This is a genomic window from Sphingomonas sp. LaA6.9 (genome assembly GCF_022601895.1).
Lineage (GTDB): Bacteria > Pseudomonadota > Alphaproteobacteria > Sphingomonadales > Sphingomonadaceae > Sphingobium_A.
On sequence record NZ_JAKVIO010000003.1, the window covers coordinates 80768 to 98013 of the forward strand.

14 protein-coding genes are annotated in these 17246 nt (G+C 66.3%); 5 read left to right on the forward strand and 9 right to left on the reverse strand.

Translation table 11 applies throughout. From position 1 onward, the window contains the following. Positions 1-3: 3 nt before the first annotated feature. Positions 4-867: an alpha/beta fold hydrolase gene (locus tag MKI88_RS02625; RefSeq protein ID WP_241629321.1), complete on the reverse strand. Its 864-nt coding sequence runs from the start codon at positions 865-867 to the stop codon at positions 4-6. A gap of 108 nt (positions 868-975) precedes the next feature. Between MKI88_RS02625 and polA the strand changes: the two genes are divergently transcribed. Further along, positions 976-3741, forward strand: a complete 2766-nt coding sequence (gene polA, locus MKI88_RS02630) for a DNA polymerase I (RefSeq protein WP_241629324.1) — start codon at positions 976-978, stop codon at positions 3739-3741. 37 nt (positions 3742-3778) lie between these two features. Then, entirely contained in the window at positions 3779-5263 is a 1485-nt protein-coding gene (locus MKI88_RS02635) for a lipopolysaccharide biosynthesis protein (protein WP_241629326.1), read from the forward strand. Between the two features lie 39 nt (positions 5264-5302). Here the strand turns inward: MKI88_RS02635 and purH are convergent, their stop codons facing one another. The 5 genes from purH to htpX form a co-directional block, all read right to left on the reverse strand. Further along, the gene (gene purH / locus MKI88_RS02640) at positions 5303-6904 is read right to left on the reverse strand and encodes a bifunctional phosphoribosylaminoimidazolecarboxamide formyltransferase/IMP cyclohydrolase (protein WP_241629329.1); all 1602 of its coding nucleotides are present in this window, start codon (positions 6902-6904) and stop codon (positions 5303-5305) included. A gap of 103 nt (positions 6905-7007) precedes the next feature. Beyond that, the gene (locus MKI88_RS02645; protein WP_241629331.1) at positions 7008-8741 is read right to left on the reverse strand and encodes a heparinase II/III family protein; all 1734 of its coding nucleotides are present in this window, start codon (positions 8739-8741) and stop codon (positions 7008-7010) included. Then, a complete protein-coding gene (gene rpe / locus MKI88_RS02650; protein ID WP_241629332.1) occupies positions 8738-9400 on the reverse strand; it encodes a ribulose-phosphate 3-epimerase in 663 nt (220 codons plus the stop codon). The genes MKI88_RS02645 and rpe overlap by 4 nt, the downstream gene beginning before the upstream one ends. Before the next feature lie 54 nt (positions 9401-9454). After that, a complete protein-coding gene (locus tag MKI88_RS02655) occupies positions 9455-10759 on the reverse strand; it encodes an RsmB/NOP family class I SAM-dependent RNA methyltransferase (protein WP_241629334.1) in 1305 nt (434 codons plus the stop codon). Positions 10760-10769: 10 nt separating this feature from the next. Continuing rightward, positions 10770-11705 (reverse strand): zinc metalloprotease HtpX, encoded by a 936-nt coding sequence (gene htpX, locus MKI88_RS02660; protein ID WP_241629336.1) that lies wholly within the window; start codon positions 11703-11705, stop codon positions 10770-10772. 72 nt (positions 11706-11777) lie between these two features. On the opposite strand from htpX, the gene MKI88_RS02665 reads away from it, so the two are divergent. Next, positions 11778-11951: a DUF1674 domain-containing protein gene (locus MKI88_RS02665; protein WP_241629338.1), complete on the forward strand. Its 174-nt coding sequence runs from the start codon at positions 11778-11780 to the stop codon at positions 11949-11951. A gap of 12 nt (positions 11952-11963) precedes the next feature. On the opposite strand, the gene MKI88_RS02670 is transcribed toward MKI88_RS02665, so the two are convergent. Next, entirely contained in the window at positions 11964-12140 is a 177-nt protein-coding gene (locus tag MKI88_RS02670) for a hypothetical protein (RefSeq protein WP_241629340.1), read from the reverse strand. 266 nt (positions 12141-12406) lie between these two features. Between MKI88_RS02670 and MKI88_RS02675 the strand changes: the two genes are divergently transcribed. Both MKI88_RS02675 and MKI88_RS02680 read left to right on the forward strand, forming a co-directional pair. Further along, positions 12407-13258, forward strand: coding sequence for a hypothetical protein (locus tag MKI88_RS02675; protein ID WP_241629342.1), 852 nt, complete (start codon positions 12407-12409; stop codon positions 13256-13258). Between the two features lie 124 nt (positions 13259-13382). Further along, entirely contained in the window at positions 13383-13826 is a 444-nt protein-coding gene (locus tag MKI88_RS02680) for an NUDIX hydrolase (protein WP_241629344.1), read from the forward strand. On the opposite strand, the gene cobA is transcribed toward MKI88_RS02680, so the two are convergent. Further along, the gene (cobA, locus tag MKI88_RS02685) at positions 13823-14650 is read right to left on the reverse strand and encodes a uroporphyrinogen-III C-methyltransferase (RefSeq protein WP_241629346.1); all 828 of its coding nucleotides are present in this window, start codon (positions 14648-14650) and stop codon (positions 13823-13825) included. The genes MKI88_RS02680 and cobA overlap by 4 nt on opposite strands. Beyond that, the gene (locus MKI88_RS02690) at positions 14643-17246 is read right to left on the reverse strand and encodes a nitrate reductase (protein WP_241629349.1); all 2604 of its coding nucleotides are present in this window, start codon (positions 17244-17246) and stop codon (positions 14643-14645) included. Before MKI88_RS02690 ends, cobA begins: the two co-directional genes overlap by 8 nt.

Sequence of the window (17246 nt, forward strand, 5' to 3'; positions counted from 1 at the left end):
GCGTCACCGGGCAGCGGGCAGGAATGCCTTCAGTTCGGCGTTAAAGCGCCGGGGCTGGTCGAGCATGATCATGTGCCCGCTACCCGGAATACGCGTCAATTTTGCGTGCTTCGTGGCAGCGTAGCCGCTGCGATAGGCGCGGTCGACCGTGGCCGTGTCGAATTGCGCGCCGGGCACGGTGGCATAGAGGACGGCCAGTGGCGTCGTGATGTGGGGCAGTTCCGATGTCAGGTCGGTCACCGCGATGTCGTGCATCGCGCGCGCGACGACGTCGGCATCACTCTTGCGCGCGCTCTGCTCGGGCGGGCCGAACATGCCGATCAACGACTCGAGCGTGCGGCGTCCCTCGGGCGTCCGTGTCAGCGAGTCGCGCAATCCGTCGACCAGTGGGCGCAGCCCCGCGACGGACATGCCGAGACCCGCAGCCGGAGCGGGGAGCATGTCGACGACCATGGTGCGTCCGGCGCGCGTAGGCCAGCGCGCGGCGATCATCAGCGCTATCAATCCGCCCATCGAGTGGCCGACGAGCGTTGGGGCCTTGAGGCCGTTCGCGATGATGTAGCGCACGATCTCCTGAGCGAGGGGTGCGACGACCGGCCCGGATGCATTGCCGCGCGCGGGATCGCCCGCGAAGCCCGCGACCTGCACCAGATGGAAGCGATAGCCGGGAAGCGCTGCGACGGTGCTGTTCCACATCTCGCGCGAGGCGGTGAGGCCGGGGATCAGGATCACGTCGGGGCCATTGCCGCGGACCACGACTGAGAGTCGGGTGGACGTGAAGGCGCCCGCCGCCAGGAGCGAGCGCGGCAGCACGCCAATGCCCGCCGCGGCCGCGCCCGATATCAGCATGGTCCTGCGCGTAATCATGCCCTCGCGCCTAGCGCGCCGTGGCTGAACAGTCGATGACCCCGCTGATTTCGCGACGGCGTATCAAACGACCTTTGTGGCGAGGCACGGCCCTGCTATCCCGCGCGCATGTCCTCGCACAAGCATCTCTATCTCGTCGACGGCTCGGGCTATATCTTCCGGGCCTATCATCGGCTTCCGCCGCTCACCAACATCCGCGGAGAGCCCGTCGGCGCAGTCTATGGCTATACGACCATGCTCTGGAAGCTCGCCGATGCGCTGCACAAGGCGGATGGCCCTACACATCTCGCGGTGATCCTCGACAAGTCGGCCAAGTCGTTCCGCAATGACCTCTACGACCAGTACAAGGCGCATCGGCCGCCCGCGCCCGAGGACCTGGTGCCGCAATTCCCGATGATCCGCGATGCGACGCGCGCCTTCTCGCTGCCGTGCATCGAGGAAGAGGGTTTCGAGGCCGACGACATCATCGCCTCATACGCCAAGGCGGCGCTGCGCGAGGGGTGGCAGGTCACGATCGTGTCTTCGGACAAGGATCTCATGCAGCTTATCGAGCCCGGCCTCGACCTGCTCGACACGATGAAGAATGAACGGCTTGGTCCCGACCATGTGGTCGAGAAGTTCGGCGTGCTCCCCGAAAAGCTCGGCGAGGTGCTCGCGCTGATGGGCGACAGCGTCGACAATGTCCCCGGAGTTCCCGGCATCGGTCCCAAGACCGCGTCAAAGCTCATCAACGAATTCGGTGATGTCGAGGCGGTACTCGCCGCGACTCCGGCGATGAAGCCTTCGAAGATGCGCGACAATCTGATCGAGCATGCGGATATGGCGCGGCTGTCGCGCGTGCTTGTCGCGCTCAAGGAAGATGTTCCGTTGCCCGATCCGCTCGAAGATCTGGAGATGAAGGGCATTCCCGAAGCACCACTGCGTGCCTTTCTCGAGCATCACGGTTTTCGCTCGCTGCTCAACCGGTTGGGCACCGTCGCCGATGCGCCCGCGCCGCCGCCGAGCGCCGAGGCGATTTTGCCCGAGGATCCGCCGTGCGACGTCCACGCCTATGAGACAGTGGACACGCTTGGGGCGCTCGATCGCTGGATTGGCGAGGCGACCGCGCAGGGCTTTGTCGCCTTCGATACCGAAACGGACAGCCTGGGCCCCCGCTCCGGATTGGTCGGGATCAGTCTCGCGCTCGCGCCCAACAAGGCCTGCTACATCCCGCTTGCGCATGTCGGCGGTGATCTGCTCTCGGACAATCCCGTCCAGCTGCCCTTCGACGCGGCGGTCGCGCGGCTGAAACCGCTGCTCGAGGATCCAGCAGTGCTCAAGATCGGGCACAACATCAAATACGACATCTGCATTCTCGCTGAACACGGCATCGCAGTCGCACCAATCGACGATTCGATGGTGATGAGCTTCAACCTCGATGCCGGCTTGCACGGGCACGGGATGGACGAGCTTGCCGCGACACACCTCGATCATAGCTGCATCGCCTTCAAGGACGTGGTCGGCACGGGCAAGAACCAGAAGGGCTTTCACCAGATCGCGCTCAAGGACGCGACGCGCTACGCAGCAGAGGACGCGGACGTTACGCTGCGGCTCTGGCGCCGCCTCAAGCCGCGGCTCGCGCCCGAACAGGCGACACGCGTCTACGAGATGGTCGATCGCCCCGTCATCACCGCGCTCGCCGCGATGGAACGCGAAGGTATCAAGGTCGACCGCGAGGAACTCGCACGGCTCTCCGCCGAGTTCGCAGGCCTGATCGTCGAGCTCGAAAAGGAAATCCACGGCATTGCCGGAACGCCCTTCACCATCGGCAGCCCCAAGCAGCTCGGCGAAATATTGTTCGAGCGTATGGGCCTGAAGGGCGGCCGCAAGGGCAAGTCGGGGGTCTATTCGACCGACGTCAACGAGATGGAGCGCATCGCCGCGATGAAGGATGGCGGTCCGGGTGTCGAGATGGCGCGCAAGGTGCTCGACTGGCGCCAGCTCTCCAAGCTCAAATCGACCTATACCGATGCGCTTCAGGCCGAGATCAATCCGAGGACAGGCCGCGTCCACACCAGCTATTCGCTGACCGGCGCCCAGACCGGACGATTGTCGTCCAACGACCCCAATCTCCAGAACATCCCCGTGCGCACCGAGGTCGGCCGGCGCATCCGCGACGCCTTTGTCGCCGAGCCCGGCAATGTCCTGCTCTCGGCCGACTATAGCCAGATCGAGCTGCGGCTTGCAGCGCACATGGCCGACGTGCCTCAGCTCCGCGAGGCGTTCCTGCGTGGCGACGACATCCACAACATGACCGCGCAGGAACTGTTCGGCGAGGTCAATCGCGACACGCGCGGGCGGGCAAAGACGATCAACTTCGCGATCCTTTATGGCATTTCGCGATGGGGGCTCGCGGGACGGCTGGAGATTACAGCGGACGAAGCGCAGGCGATGATCGACCGCTATTTCGATCGCTTCCCCGGCATTCGCAATTATATCCATGAAACGCTGAGCAGCGTGCGCGAAACGGGTTTCACGACCACACTGTTCGGACGAAAGACGCATTTCTCGCGGATCAAGTCGAGCGTCCAGCACGAGCGGCAGGGTGCCGAGCGCGCGGCGATCAACGCGCCGATCCAGGGCACCAGCGCCGACATCATCAAGCGGGCCATGGCCCGCATGCCGGGCGCGCTTGCTGCCGCGGGGCTTTCCAATGTCCGCATGCTGCTTCAGGTCCACGACGAACTCGTCTTCGAACTGCCCGAAGGTGATGTTGACGCAGCGAAACCGATCATCGAACGGGTGATGGCGAACGCCGCCGAACCCGCTATAAAACTCTCGGTTCCGCTCGGCGTCGAAATCGGAACAGGCAAAAGCTGGGGCGCCGCGCATTGAAGGCCGTTCGGTGAACGGTCGAACCGAGGGGAGCGCCATGCCGGCCGAGGGGGATCAGAACGGCGATATCGCTGCGCTTGCCAAGGGCGGGCGCACCAATTTCTTCGGCTTCCTGATGCGGCTCGCCGCGCGGCTGCCGTTCCTGTTCATCGCGGGCCGCTGGTATGGCGAGGAAGCGCTGGGACGCTTCGCATACGCCGTGCTTGTCGTCGAATTCGCGGCCCAGCTCGCGACATTGGGGCTGCGGCGCGGGCTTGCCGAGCAATTGTCCAAGACCGACCGGCCGCACGTCCATGTCGTGTGGGATGCGCTGCTCGTCGCGGGGCTAGCATCGGTGCTTGCGTGCGGGGTGCTGATGCTCTTCCCGCAGGCGATGTTCCCCAACAGCCAGATCAACGGGCTGGAGCTGCTGCTGCCGCTCGTGATCTTCGGGCTGGTAGGATCGGACCTGTCGCTTGCAGCGCTCGCCTATCGCTTCGACGTCGGCGCGACCGTGCGCGCGCGCGCGATCATCGAGCCCTGGACGATCAGCATCGCCGCATTCGGCTTTGCCTTTTATTCGACGCGCGACGGTTTGATCCTCGCCTATGCGGTGTCGATGGTCGCCGCGCTCGTCGCGTCGCTGATACCCTTGTTCAAGAGCTACGGCATGCCGCATGGCTGGCGTCCCCACCCCGCGGCGTTGTTCCGGCTCGCCAAGCGCAACATGCCGCTCGCCGCGGCTGACGCGATCGAATGGGGCTCGCGCCGGCTCGATCTCGCCATTCTCGGTCTCTTCGCCTCGCCCGCGATCGTTGGCATCTATTATGTCGCGCAGCAGGTCGCCTCGCTGCCGCAGAAGCTCAAGACCAGCTTCGATCCGATCCTCGGTCCGGTCATCACGCGCAATCTGGAAGCGGGCGACAAGGTGGCGGTGGCGAAGCAGATCAGCCAGGTCGGCTTCTGGATCATCGCTGCGCAGGCGGGCGTCGCGCTCGCGCTCGGCATTCCGGGTGAGGCGGTGATGGGACTCGTGGGTCCAACCTTCGTGGGCGGCGTCGGCGCATTGGCCTTCCTGCTCGCCGCCGAGGTTGTCGCTGCGACCGCAGTCGTCAGCGAATCCGCGCTCGTCTACGTGGCGCGTCATCGCAACCTGGTGATCTCTTTCGCGATGATCGCAGTGCAGGCGGTCCTGAGCATCGTCTTCATCGTCGCAATGCAGGACATGAGCCTGCCCCCGCTCTATGTCGCAGCGGGCCCGGCGGCAGCATTGTGCGTAGCCCTGGGGCTCGCCTCGATCGTCAAGGCGGGGCTGCTCTCCAGGCTGCTGGGCGCGCCCGTCAGCGGCTGGCGCTGGGCGCTGGTCTGGGCGGCGTCGGTGGCGACCGTGGTCGGCTATGTCGCGACGCAGGTGCCCGAATGGATGGAGCTGATCGTCGGCATCCCCGTCATCCTCGGCACCTATGGCTATGTGATCTGGCGCCGCGGTTTCGGGCCGGAGGACCGCGCGTTGTTCAAGATGAAGGGCGCGGCAGCCACATAGCCGCCGCGCCCTGCCATGATGCGCTGATGTTCCGAACGATCAGTGCCGGAAGTGGCGCATTCCGGTGAAGACCATCGCAAGGCCCGCCTCGTTGGCAGCCGCAATCACTTCCTCGTCGCGGATCGATCCGCCCGGCTGGATCACAGCGGTCGCGCCCGCCTCGACCGCGGCGAGCAGGCCGTCGGCAAAGGGGAAGAAGGCGTCCGAAGCGACCGCCGATCCGATCGTGCGCGGTTCGGCCCAGCCTGCCTTTTCGGCGGCGTCCTTTGCCTTCCACGCCGCGATGCGCGCGGATTCGAGGCGGTTCATCTGGCCTGCACCGATGCCTGCGGTGCTGCCGCCCTTGGCATAGACGATCGCGTTGGACTTGACGTGCTTGGCGACGGTCCACGCAAAGAGGCAGTCGGTCAGTTCCTGCTCGGTCGGCTGGCGCTTGGTGACGGCCTTGAGCATCTCGCGCGTCACGCCGCCATTGTCGCGCGACTGGACGAGATAGCCGCCCGCGATCGACTTGAGCATCATACCCGGGCGCGCGGGGTCGGGCAGTTCGCCTGTCAGCAGCAGGCGGAGATTCTTCTTCTTCGCGAAGATCTCGCGCGCGTCTTCATCGGCGTCGGGCGCAGCCACCACTTCGGTGAAGATGCCAGAGATCGCCTCGGCCGTCGGCCCGTCGAGCGGGCGGTTGACCGCGATGATGCCGCCAAAGGCCGAGACGCTGTCGCAGGCAAGGGCAGCCTGATACGCCTCGATCAGCGTATCGGCGCTGGCGACGCCGCAGGGATTGGCGTGCTTGACGATGACGACGGTCGGCGGGCCGTCGCGGAACTCGCTGACGAGTTCGAGCGCGGCGTCGGCGTCGTTATAGTTATTGTAGCTCAGTTCCTTGCCCTGGAGCTGCTCGGCCTGCGCGATGCCGCGCGCGTGCGGGCCACTGGGGATGTAGAGCGCCGCCTTCTGGTGCGGGTTCTCGCCATAGCGCAGTTCCTCGCGCCGGTTCGCGGTCACCGCGAGCAGGTCGGGGAACGTCTGCTGCTGGTCGGCAAAGGCGAACCACTGGCTGATCATCGCATCATAAGCCGCGGTCGCCGAATAGGCCTTGGCGGCAAGTCTCCGACGGAAGGCGAGGTCGGTCGCGCCGGCATTGGCGTCGAGTGCCTCGATCAGCTCGGCATAGTCGGAAGGATCGGTGACGATCGCGACGCTGGCATGGTTCTTCGCCGCCGAGCGGACCATGGAAGGGCCGCCAATATCGATATTCTCGATGATTTCGTCGCGGTCCGCACCCTTGGCGACGGTCGCGGCGAAGGGATAGAGGTTGACCACCACGAGGTCGATCAGCGCGATCGCATGCTCGTCCATCGACGCGACATGCTCTGGATTGTCGCGCACCGCGAGCAGCCCGCCATGCACCTTGGGGTGCAGCGTCTTCACGCGGCCGTCCATCATTTCAGGGAAACCGGTCAGATCGGAGATGTCGCGCACCGCGAGCCCCGCATCGCGCAGCGCCTTGGCGGTGCCGCCGGTCGAGACGAGATCGACGCCGTGGCGCGCGAGCGCCTGGCCCAGCTCGACGAGGCCGGTCTTGTCGGAAACGGAAAGCAGCGCGCGCGTGATCTTCACGGGCGAAATGTCGGTGGTCATGTCGATCCTTTGTCAGTCTGGATGCGGGCAAGCGGGAGACAAGCTGCGCGCCGAGTCTGCGCTGCCCCTTAATGGTTCCGCCCCGATGGGGAAAGACCGGGTATCAACCCGCGCGCTTTAGCACCCAGTTGACCGTCGCGCTGCCGGCGGCTTCGGCACTCACCACGAGCTGGACTGTGGGGTGGGGGCGCCCTTCGGCATCGACCCAAAGACTGTCTTCGACCGCAAGCATGCCGCCGCGGCAACGGAACTGCCATATCGGGCCATGCGCGATGCGGAGCACCGCACCGAGTCCATCGGCAGTCGACGAGACCTCGACGCCGGGCGCCAGGTGAAAGCGCACTGCAAAGGGCGTCTGCGCAGGGCGGCGGCGCACTGGCGCCGGATTCAATGTGTCCTCGCCCGCCAGCTCGCGGCCGTCGGCGCTGAGCGACAGCTTGCGCTTGTGGATCAGACCGAAACGTCGCGCATAACCGTCATGGCTCGAATCGAGCCTGCTGCCCGCATCGCTCTCCTGCCGGTGCATCTCGACCTCGGTCACCCCGCGGCCGAGCGATCCGTCATTGTGGATGGCGGTGCTGTTATTGTCGTGGACCACCAGCGTCGAATGCGCCGCGGTCGAGCGCAGGCCGTGCGCCAGCTTGGCGGGGATGTGCGCGCTCGTCTCGCGCGATCCGCCGCAGCTCACGATCAGGCGGTGCGCGCCGTCGGACATCTCGAAGGCCAGCGTCGAAGCGCACCCGCCGACATTGAGGCGGCTCAAGGGGGGCGGCGCTGCGTCGACGATGACGATGCTGTGCCCCGCGGCCATGCGCTGATAGCCCCAGTCGCGCGCCTGCGGCTGGGGACGCGTCCTGACGCCCGATGCCTCGATCACCGCCTGCACGCGCTCGGCGGGCCAGGGCGCGCTGCCCTGCCAGCTCGCGAGCCCGCCATCGCCGTGCGTGATGCCCAGCAACGCAGGCACCGCCTGCGCCAGCGCTGCCTCCAGCGCGACCGGTGACTGTTGGCGCCGCGCGTCATAGACCGCGCGCAGCATGGAGAGCAGCATGACCAGCTCGAGCTGGCCAGAAGGCGACCGGCAGATTACGCCGCCGTCACTCGACATGCCCGTGGTCAAGGCACGTGCGAGCCCGGCCTCGGCATTTTCCCTGCGCTTGCCATCGCCCGGTATCAGCAAGCCGGCGGCGGCGAGCCCCGCCCAGGCGGCGATCCGCGGCACGCCTTGCTCTGCCTTGTCGGCTCCCCGGTCGAGGTGCCGTGTGCCCCGCGCCAGCGAATTGAGCACGGTCGAGCGATAGACGAGGTCGCTGCTCGAAAGGATGAGCGGCGCGTGCGCGGTCCAGAACAGGATGCGCTTGCCCCACAGGCTCGGCCGCCATGCGAGGTCGCTCACCTGCTCGGCATGCCGTGCGGTCCATTTGCGCATCACGCGCTCGGCAATGGGAGCACCCTGTTCGCGCGTGGCGACGGTCGAAAGGTCGCGCAGCCACTGGAAGCTGTGGATGTAGCGCGCCATACCGTCCGAGGCGTCGAGCTTCGCGAAATCGAGTGTCTTCAGTTCGAGCTTTTCGCCGCGATACAGGAAATGGCCTGAGAGGAGCGCCTGTCCGGCCTTGACGTCTCCGACCACCGGATCGTCGGGCACCGCGAGCAGCTTGAGCGGATAGCGCCCCTTCAGCCGCAGCGCATGGAGCGGAGACCTCCAGGTCAGGCGCAGCAACCGGTTGGCGATGCGCTCTGCGAGCGACAGGCCCTTGTCTCCGCCAATCCGTACCAGCCGCTTCCCCTGCTCGATCCCGTCGGCCGCGGCATCGAGAGGCGACTCGATCGTCACTTTGTTCTCAGCGCCTCGATGTTCGCGGCATATTGCGAAGGGCCGCCGCGGAAGGTCGCAGTGCCGGCGACGAGCACGTCGGCGCCCGCCGCGATCGCGCGCGGCGCGGTGTTGACGTCGATCCCGCCGTCGACCTCGAGCCGGATGTCCTTGCCGAGCTTGTCGATGCGGTTGCGGATCGCCTCGATCTTGCGGAGCTGGCTCTCGATGAAGCTCTGGCCGCCGAAACCGGGGTTGACGCTCATCACCAGCACGAGGTCGATCTCCTCGAGCACATAGTCGAGCATCTTTGCCGGCGTGGCTGGATTGAGCGAGACGCCCGCCAGCTTGCCCAGCGCCTTGATGCGCTGGATCGTGCGGTGCAGGTGCGGCCCCGCCTCGGGATGGACAGTGATGATGTCCGCGCCCGCATTGGCGAAATCTTCAAGGAAATTGTCGATCGGCGAGATCATCAGGTGCACGTCGAAAGGCTTGGTGGTGTGCGGGCGAAGCGCCTTCACCACCGCGGGGCCGATTGTGATGTTGGGCACGAAATGCCCGTCCATCACATCGACATGGATCCAGTCGCAACCCGCGTCGTCGATCGCGCGCACCTCCTCGCCCAGTTTGGAAAAATCGGCGGAAAGGATCGAAGGCGCTATGCGGACGGGATGGTTCATGACCTGCTGCCTTAACCCCCGCTATCACGGGGGGCAAGCCGGCTCTTCGGTCAATCAGCCCTTACGAGTCAGACGCGCGATGAAGAACCCGTCGAGGCCGCCAGCGTCGGCCAACATGCCCGGCAGCGTACGGACCCAGCCCTGCGCGGTTTCGGGCACATTGGCGGGCAGATCCGCTGCAGTGATCGGCGTCAGGGCGATATCGTCGCGGTTCCGCAACAATTTTTCGATTTGCGCTTCCCCCTCTGCGGGTTCGAGCGAGCAGGTGGCGTAGACGAGCGTCCCGCCGGGGATCAGCCAGTCGACCGCACGCGCCAGCATAGCGCCCTGCAGCTCGGCCATCTCGGCGATGTCGCGCGGCCTCACGCGGTGGAGTACATCGGGGTGACGGCGGAAGATGCCGGTGGCGCTGCACGGCGCGTCGAGCAGGATCGCGCCAACCGGGGCCTCGGGCGCCCAGCGCATAACATCGGCCTCGCGGACATCGAGCGGAAGACCCGTCCGCCCGGCATTTTCGCGCACGCGCTCGAGCCGCTGTGCGCTGCGGTCGAGCGCTGTGACCTTCCACCCCGCCGCCGCGAGCTGGAGCGCCTTGCCTCCCGGTGCGGCGCAGAGGTCGAGCGCGGTCCCGTCGCCTCTCCCGAGCAGCCGCGCGGGGAGCGAGGCAGCGAGATCCTGAACCCACCAGCGCCCCTGCTCGAAGCCGGGAAGGCTCGTGACAGGACCCGCATCGGTCAGCCGGACATGGCCGGGCATCAGGCTGGTGCCGCCGAGTTCGGCCACCCAATGCTGGGTTTCGGCCGCGTCGACGAGCGTCAGGTCCAGCGGCGGGGGTGCGGCGATGGCTGAAGCGGCGCCCGCCACCATCTCGGCGCCCCAATCGGCTTCCCAGCGCGCAGCCACGTCGGGAAGCAGCTGCGGCACTTCGGGCAGGCTCACGCCCTTGCGCAGCAGGCTGCCGAATACGCCATGCACGAGCCGGCGGGGGCCGCCATCGACGAGTGGCAAGACCGTTGCGATCGCGGCATGGCCCGGTGTGCCCAGCGCGAGCGCCTGGACGAGCGCGATCCTCAGCGCAAAGCGCGCCTTGGCGTCCTCGGGCAGCGGCTTGGCCGTCGCGCTGTCGATCAGCGCGTCGAGATCAGGAAGCCGGCGCAGTGTCTCGGCCGCGATGGCATGCGCCAGCGCGCGGTCATCCGGCCGCGATATGCCTTGCGTCGCGGCGCCCAGCGCCGCCTCGAGCGGCTGACCGCGACGGATCACCGCATCGAGCAGCTTCAATGCCGCGCGACGCGCGGGCATGCCGGGGGGAGGGGCGGGGTAGCGCGCCTTCTGGCGATCGGATGGAATTTGCGGCATTGCGCCGCTGCTAGTCGTTCCGGCCCAGCGGGTCCAGTGCGCTGCCGCGACGCCGGCGCGCCGAGGAAGGCACTGCCGCCGCAATGCCGCGCGTCGGAGCCAATGGGGGCGGGCTGTGCAGCCCCATCTCGTCGGCAATCGCCTCGAGCTCGGCGATCCGCCTTTCGGTCGCAGGATGCGTCGAGAACATCTCGCTGATGTGCGTCGGCACAATATAGAGCTGCGCCGCCGCGGGATTGCGCTCGGCAACGGGGCTGGGGATGCGCGCCGCGCCCTGCGCCAGCTTGGCAAGCGCCGAGGCGAGCGCGCGCGGATTGCCCGAAATCTCCGCGCCGCCCCGGTCCGCGCCAAATTCGCGTGTGCGGCTGATCGCCATCTGCACGATCATCGCCGCAAAGGGCGCGACGATTACCGCGAGGATCATAGCGAGCATGTTGGAGCGGTTGTCGTCCGAGCGGAAGAACATCCCGAAATTGGCGAGCATGGAGATCGCGCCCGCAATCGTCGCGACCATGGTCATGATCAGCGTGTCGCGGTTCTTCACATGCGCCAGTTCGTGCGCCATCACGCCCGCAATCTCGTCGCGGGTGAGCATATTGAGCAGCCCCGTGGTCGCTGCGACCGCCGCGTTCTCAGGATTGCGGCCCGTCGCGAAGGCGTTGGGGTGCGGGCTGTCGATGATATAGACTTTGGGGGCAGGCAGGCCCGCGCGCGTGGCGAGCTGCTGCACGAGCCCATAGAATTCGGGCGCGGACCGGTCATCGACCTCGCGCGCGCGGTGCATCTTCAGCACGATCTTGTCGGCGTTCCAGAAGGTGAACAGGTTCATGCCCGCCGCAAAGAGCAGCGCGATTACAGCGCCGCCGCTGCCTCCCAGCGTATAGCCCAGCCCCATGAACAGCGCGGTCAGCGCCGCGAGCAACATCGTGGTCTTGAGACCGTTCACTTGCACTTTCTCCTTTGGTCCCCAATGTGGGAGAAAGCCAGGTGCTCTTCAATATCGCAAAGGATGATTCCGATGACCGGTGGCCGCCGCCCGCCCCATGTCAAGGCGCCCGACTATCTGTCCAAAAGCCCGCCGGTGCCCAAGCCCGCGCCTTTGCCCAAAAAGGCCGACACCGACGATCCACTCGGCCTCAATCCCGTGCGCTATGGCGACTGGGAGCTGAAGGGCGTCGCGGTCGACTTCTGATCCCGGGGCGCGCTACCGCGTGTGGACGAGGCGGATCGGCGTGGTGCCGACCAGATAGTTGACGCGCTGTATCACCGCGTCGAGCTGCGCGCCCGCTTCCAGCGCCTCGGCCTTGTCCAGCAATATCAATGCCTGCGCCATCAGCGCCTGCGCATCGGCGAGCGTTCTGGCTCGTTTCGACATGGTCATGTCAAGATCCCCACAGATCTGATCAATGGCCCGATCCGACGCTGCCGATCGCGAAAAATACGCCACAGGATACGAACACGCATCTGCAGGCTGTCCCACATTTCCGCGATCCTCAAGGGATCGGTTGCACATGCCATACCGGCTTTCGCGGCCGCTGACAAAGGCTGAAAAGCGTGGTCCCGACGCTGTCCCGGAATGCGTCAGTTTACCGGTCGTTAACTTCGATGGTCCATAGATTTCAGCCGAAACTCGTGGATGGGCCCACAATGAAGCCTGGTCTCAACAATGCCGCGCTCCAGCGCTCCAGCCAGGGCACACGCGTCCATGCCGCGATCAGCCGCGCGGCCGAGCGGACGGGCGTCGACTTCGACTATCTGTGGAACCAGGCGCGCGTCGAAAGCAGCCTCGATCCGGTCGCGAAGGCGCCGACTTCCTCCGCTTCGGGCCTCTATCAGTTCATCGAGCAGAGCTGGCTTGGCGTCATCAACAAGCATGGCGCGACGCATGGCTATGGTTGGGCGGCGGACCAGATCACGCAGCGCGGCGATGGCCGCTATGTCGTGGCCGATCCCGATGCGCGCCGGGCGATCCTTGCGCTGCGTCAGGACCCCGATGCAGCAGCCGTGATGGCGGGCGAGTTCGCGGCCGACAATGCCAATGCGCTTGCGGGTGCGCTCGGGCGCCAGCCCAATGCCACTGACCTCTATTTCGCGCATTTCCTGGGGGCCGGGGGCGCATCGCGCTTCCTGCGCGCGGCGGGCGAAAATCCTGAGGCGAGCGCGGCAGCGCTGTTCCCGCGCGAGGCTGCGGCCAATCGTTCGATCTTCTATAACCGCACGGGCGAAGCGCGCAGTCTTGGCGAAGTCTATGCGCTGATGGCGCGCAAGCTTGGCAGCGGCGATGCGCCCGCCGCGATCGCGCCCATGGGGGAGCCGGGACTGCGGCTCACCAAGATGCTGCCCGAAAGCCAGGACGCTGAGGGTGAGCGGCGCATCGATGACATTTCCGCACCGCTGATGACCGCGATGGCCGAGCGCAAGCCGTTCGATCCGCTTCGCCCGAGCCCTCAGGCCGCGCGCCTTGCCTATATGATGGTGGTGTCGTCGCTCGACGGTTGAATTCCAACGCGAACGAGCCGTCGGTATAGCCTCTCATTCCCCACGCACGCGCGGCGGTCGGTAATCGCGGACTGTCATATTTCTTCCAACAAGAGGAGGCATGACGTGGCGAGTAGCGTGGTGAATGAAGGATTCTGCGATACATAAGGTCGCTGCCCTGCCTTATCGTCTGACGCCCGAAGGCGTCATGTCAGTACTGCTCGTTACGTCGCGGCGATCCCGGCGTTGGATCGTCCCCAAGGGCCATCTCGAGACGGGATATACGCCGTGGGACATGGCGGCGCGCGAAGCCTATGAGGAGGCCGGCGTGATGGGCACGATAAGTTCCCGTCTCCTTGGCTGCTTCACCTATCGCAAGGTGCTGGAGAGCGGCGCGATATCAACGAGCAGCGTCCAGCTCTTCGCACTCGCCGTCGGCAGGGAGCTTGAGGACTGGCCCGAGCGCGACAGCAGAAGACGCCAATGGTTCAAGGTGGTCGATGCCATCGCCGCCGTTGAGCAGGAAGATCTGCGCGAGATCATGCTGGCTTTTGCAGGCCGCGTCGCAGACGGGCGTTTTGCCTATTAGCGTGGGTCGTATCGAACCACCCGCCGATCGCTTGTCGCGGCCGTGTGGCAAGATGCCAAATCACGCGCACGCGCATTGCCCGATGGTCGCGCCTGCGCAACCGGCTGACCAATCAGGAGCAGTGCGGGCGCGTCGGGCAAAGTCGCCGTCGCGGCGATCGGCAACAGATCGAGGCGTGTCCGGAGCAACTGTTCATCGGGCAGGCTGATATTGGCGGCGACGAGCACTGGCGTTTCGGGCGGCAGTCCGTGCGCGATCAGTTGCTCGGAAAGGTCGCGCGCCGCGGATCGCCCCATATAGATTGCAAGCATCGCGTCGGGATCGGCGAGTGCCTGCCAGTCGAGCGACAGCGGCTCGTCCGCGCGCAGATGCGCGGTGACGAATTGCAGCCGCCGCGCCAGCCCTCTGAGCGTAAGCGAAATGCCCGCATTGGCGGCCGCCGCGCTCGCAGCGGTAATCCCCGGGCAGACGCGCACGGCGATTCCATGATCCGCAAGGCTCGCCATCTCCTCCGCCGAGCGCCCGAAGATCGACGGATCGCCGCCCTTGAGGCGAACGACGCGTTCACCGTCGAGCGCAGCTTCCACGAGCAGATCGTTGATCGTGCCCTGATCCCTGGAATGCCGCCCCGAGCGCTTGCCGACCGCGACGATGCGGACATGATCGGGCACCAGTGCGAGCACGCCGGGCCCGACCAGAGCATCGTAGAAGACGACGCTCGCCGCACGGATCAGCTTCTCGGCCTTGCGAGTCAGCAGATCGGGGTCGCCGGGGCCAGCGCCGACAAGCCACACCTCACCGGGGGCGATCAGTGCGTCAGCCATTGGCGACCTCCTTCGTCTCGACGATGAGCTTCTGGATCGCGGGGCGGCACGATCCGCAATTGGTGCCCGCGCTGAGCGCCGCGCCCACCGCCTCGACGCTGGTCAGCGCCTGATCGGTGATCGCGGCCATGATCTGCTTCATGCCGACATCGAAGCAGACGCAGATGATCGGGCCGCGATCGGGTGCGGGCTTCGCGGGGCGTCCCGCGAGCAGCGCCATCGCGGATTCGGCTTTGGCCGCCTCAAGCTGACCGATCAGCCAGTCGCGCTGCGGCAGCGCGCCGGTGCGGGAGATGTAGAGTGCGGCGACGAGCCGGCCCTGATCGAGCACCGCGGCGCGCATCTGCCCGCGCGCGGGATCGCTCGCCTCGATATATTCGCCCTTGGGAAGCAGCGACCTGACCAGTGTGGCGGTGTCGCCATTGCCGGAAAACTCGATCAACCAGCCCTGCGGCACGCGCACACGCGTCGCATAGGCGGAATCGATCTTCGATGGCGCCGTGCGTGTGACGATGAAGCCGCGCCATTCGACCACGAATTTCTCCACGCGCACCGGGGTCGACTTGAAGCCCGGCTGCCCCGAATGCGGATCGACAAGCGGACGGGGAAGCAGGCCGGTGCGCCCGCCCGTCGATTGCTGGTCGGTCCAGTGGATCGGCGCGAACACCTCGCCGCGTCGCTGGCCGTCCGCCAGTCCGACACGGAAGACGCTCGCCCCCTGCGCGGTTTCGACCCGCGCCAGATCGCCCTCGATCAGCCCAAGTTCCTCCGCATCCTTCGGATGGATCTCGATCAGCGGCTCCTGCCGGTGCCGCGCCAGCCGCGGCGACAGGCCGCTGCGTGTCATGGTGTGCCACTGGTCGCGATAGCGCCCGGTGTTGAGCGTCATCGGCCAGCGTTCGAGCGGCGCGGCAACCGGCCCCTGCTCGACCTTCACCAGCCGCGCCTTGCCGTCGACGGTCGGGAAGCGGCCATCGGCAAAGGGCGTACCACCCCAACGCCACGGTTCCATCGCGTCATAGGCGGCATTGCCGATCGCGGCATGATGGCCGATGTCGAACAGCCGCGCGCCGCCATTTTGATACGCCGAGAGCCGAGCATGTTCGCGATAGATGTCGGCGGGGCGCTCATAGGAAAAGGCGGTCTTCCAGCCCATGCGGCGCGCGACCTCGGTCATGATCCACCAGTCGGGCTTCGCTTCGCCGGGGGGGGCGAGGATCGGGCGCTGACGGCTGATCGTGCGGTCCGAATTGGTGACGGTGCCGTCTTTCTCGCCCCAGCCCGAAGCGGGGAGTTTCACATGCGCGAACGCCGAAGTATCGGTCTGGGCGATGCAGTCCGAGACCACGACGAAGGGGCAGGCGGCCAGCGCCTCGCGCACCATATTGGCATCAGGCAGGCTGACCGCGGGATTGGTCGCCATTACCCAGAGCGCCTTGACCCTCCCCTCGCGGATCGAACGGAACAGGTCGACCGCCTTCAGCCCCGGCTTCGCCGCGACATTCTTCACGCCCCAGAAGCGCGCGACGCGCGCGACATTTTCAGGCGCGAAATCCATGTGCGCGGCAAGCGTCGAGGCAAGCCCGCCCACCTCGCGCCCGCCCATCGCATTGGGCTGGCCGGTGATCGAGAAGGGCGCCGCGCCGGGCTTGCCGATCCGCCCCGTCGCAAGATGGAGGTTGAGGATCGCATTGACCTGATCGGTCCCGCGCAGCGACTGGTTGATCCCCTGGCTGAACAAGGTGATCGTGCGCGGGTGCGCGGCGAACAGGTCGTAAAAGCGCTGGAGGTCGGCGGGGGACACGTCGCAGGTCTTCGCGACCGACCAGAGATCAGTGCCCGCATCGAGCGCATCCCAGAAACCCTCGGGCACGTTGACGCTTTCGTCGACAAAGGCCTGATCGACCAGCCCGCGCTGCCTGCAATGTGCGAGCAGACCGTTCATCAGCGCAACATCGGTGCCGGGCCTGAGCGCGAGATGCAGGTCGGCATCCTCGCAGGTCTCGGTGCGGCGCGGGTCGATGACGACGAGCTTGCTGCCGCGGGTCGCGCGCGCAGCCTGGATGCGCTGGTAAACGATCGGGTGGCACCATGCCGTATTGGAGCCGACGAGCACGATCAGGTCGGCCTCATCGAAATCGTCATAGCTTGCGGGAACGACATCCTCGCCAAAGCCGCGGATATGCCCCGCAACCGCGCTCGACATGCACAGCCTTGAATTGGTGTCGATATTGGACGAGCCGACAAACCCCTTCATCAGCTTGTTGGCGACGTAGTAATCCTCGGTGAGCAACTGGCCAGAGACGTACAAGGCGACGCTGTCGGGGCCGTGGCGCGCGATGGTTTCCTCAAAACGCCGCGCGACGAGATCGAGCGCCTTGCCCCAGCTCGCCTGCTTGCCGCCGATTTCGGGATGGAGCAACCGGCCTTCGAGGCTGACGGTCTCGCCCAGATGCGTGCCCTTGGAACAGAGCCGCCCGCGATTGGCGGGGTGTTCGGGATCGCCCCTGATCTCGACCTGACGCTCGCCCGTCACCGTCGCGGAAATGCCGCAGCCAACGCCGCAATAGGCGCAGGTGGTGCGGATCGCGCCCAT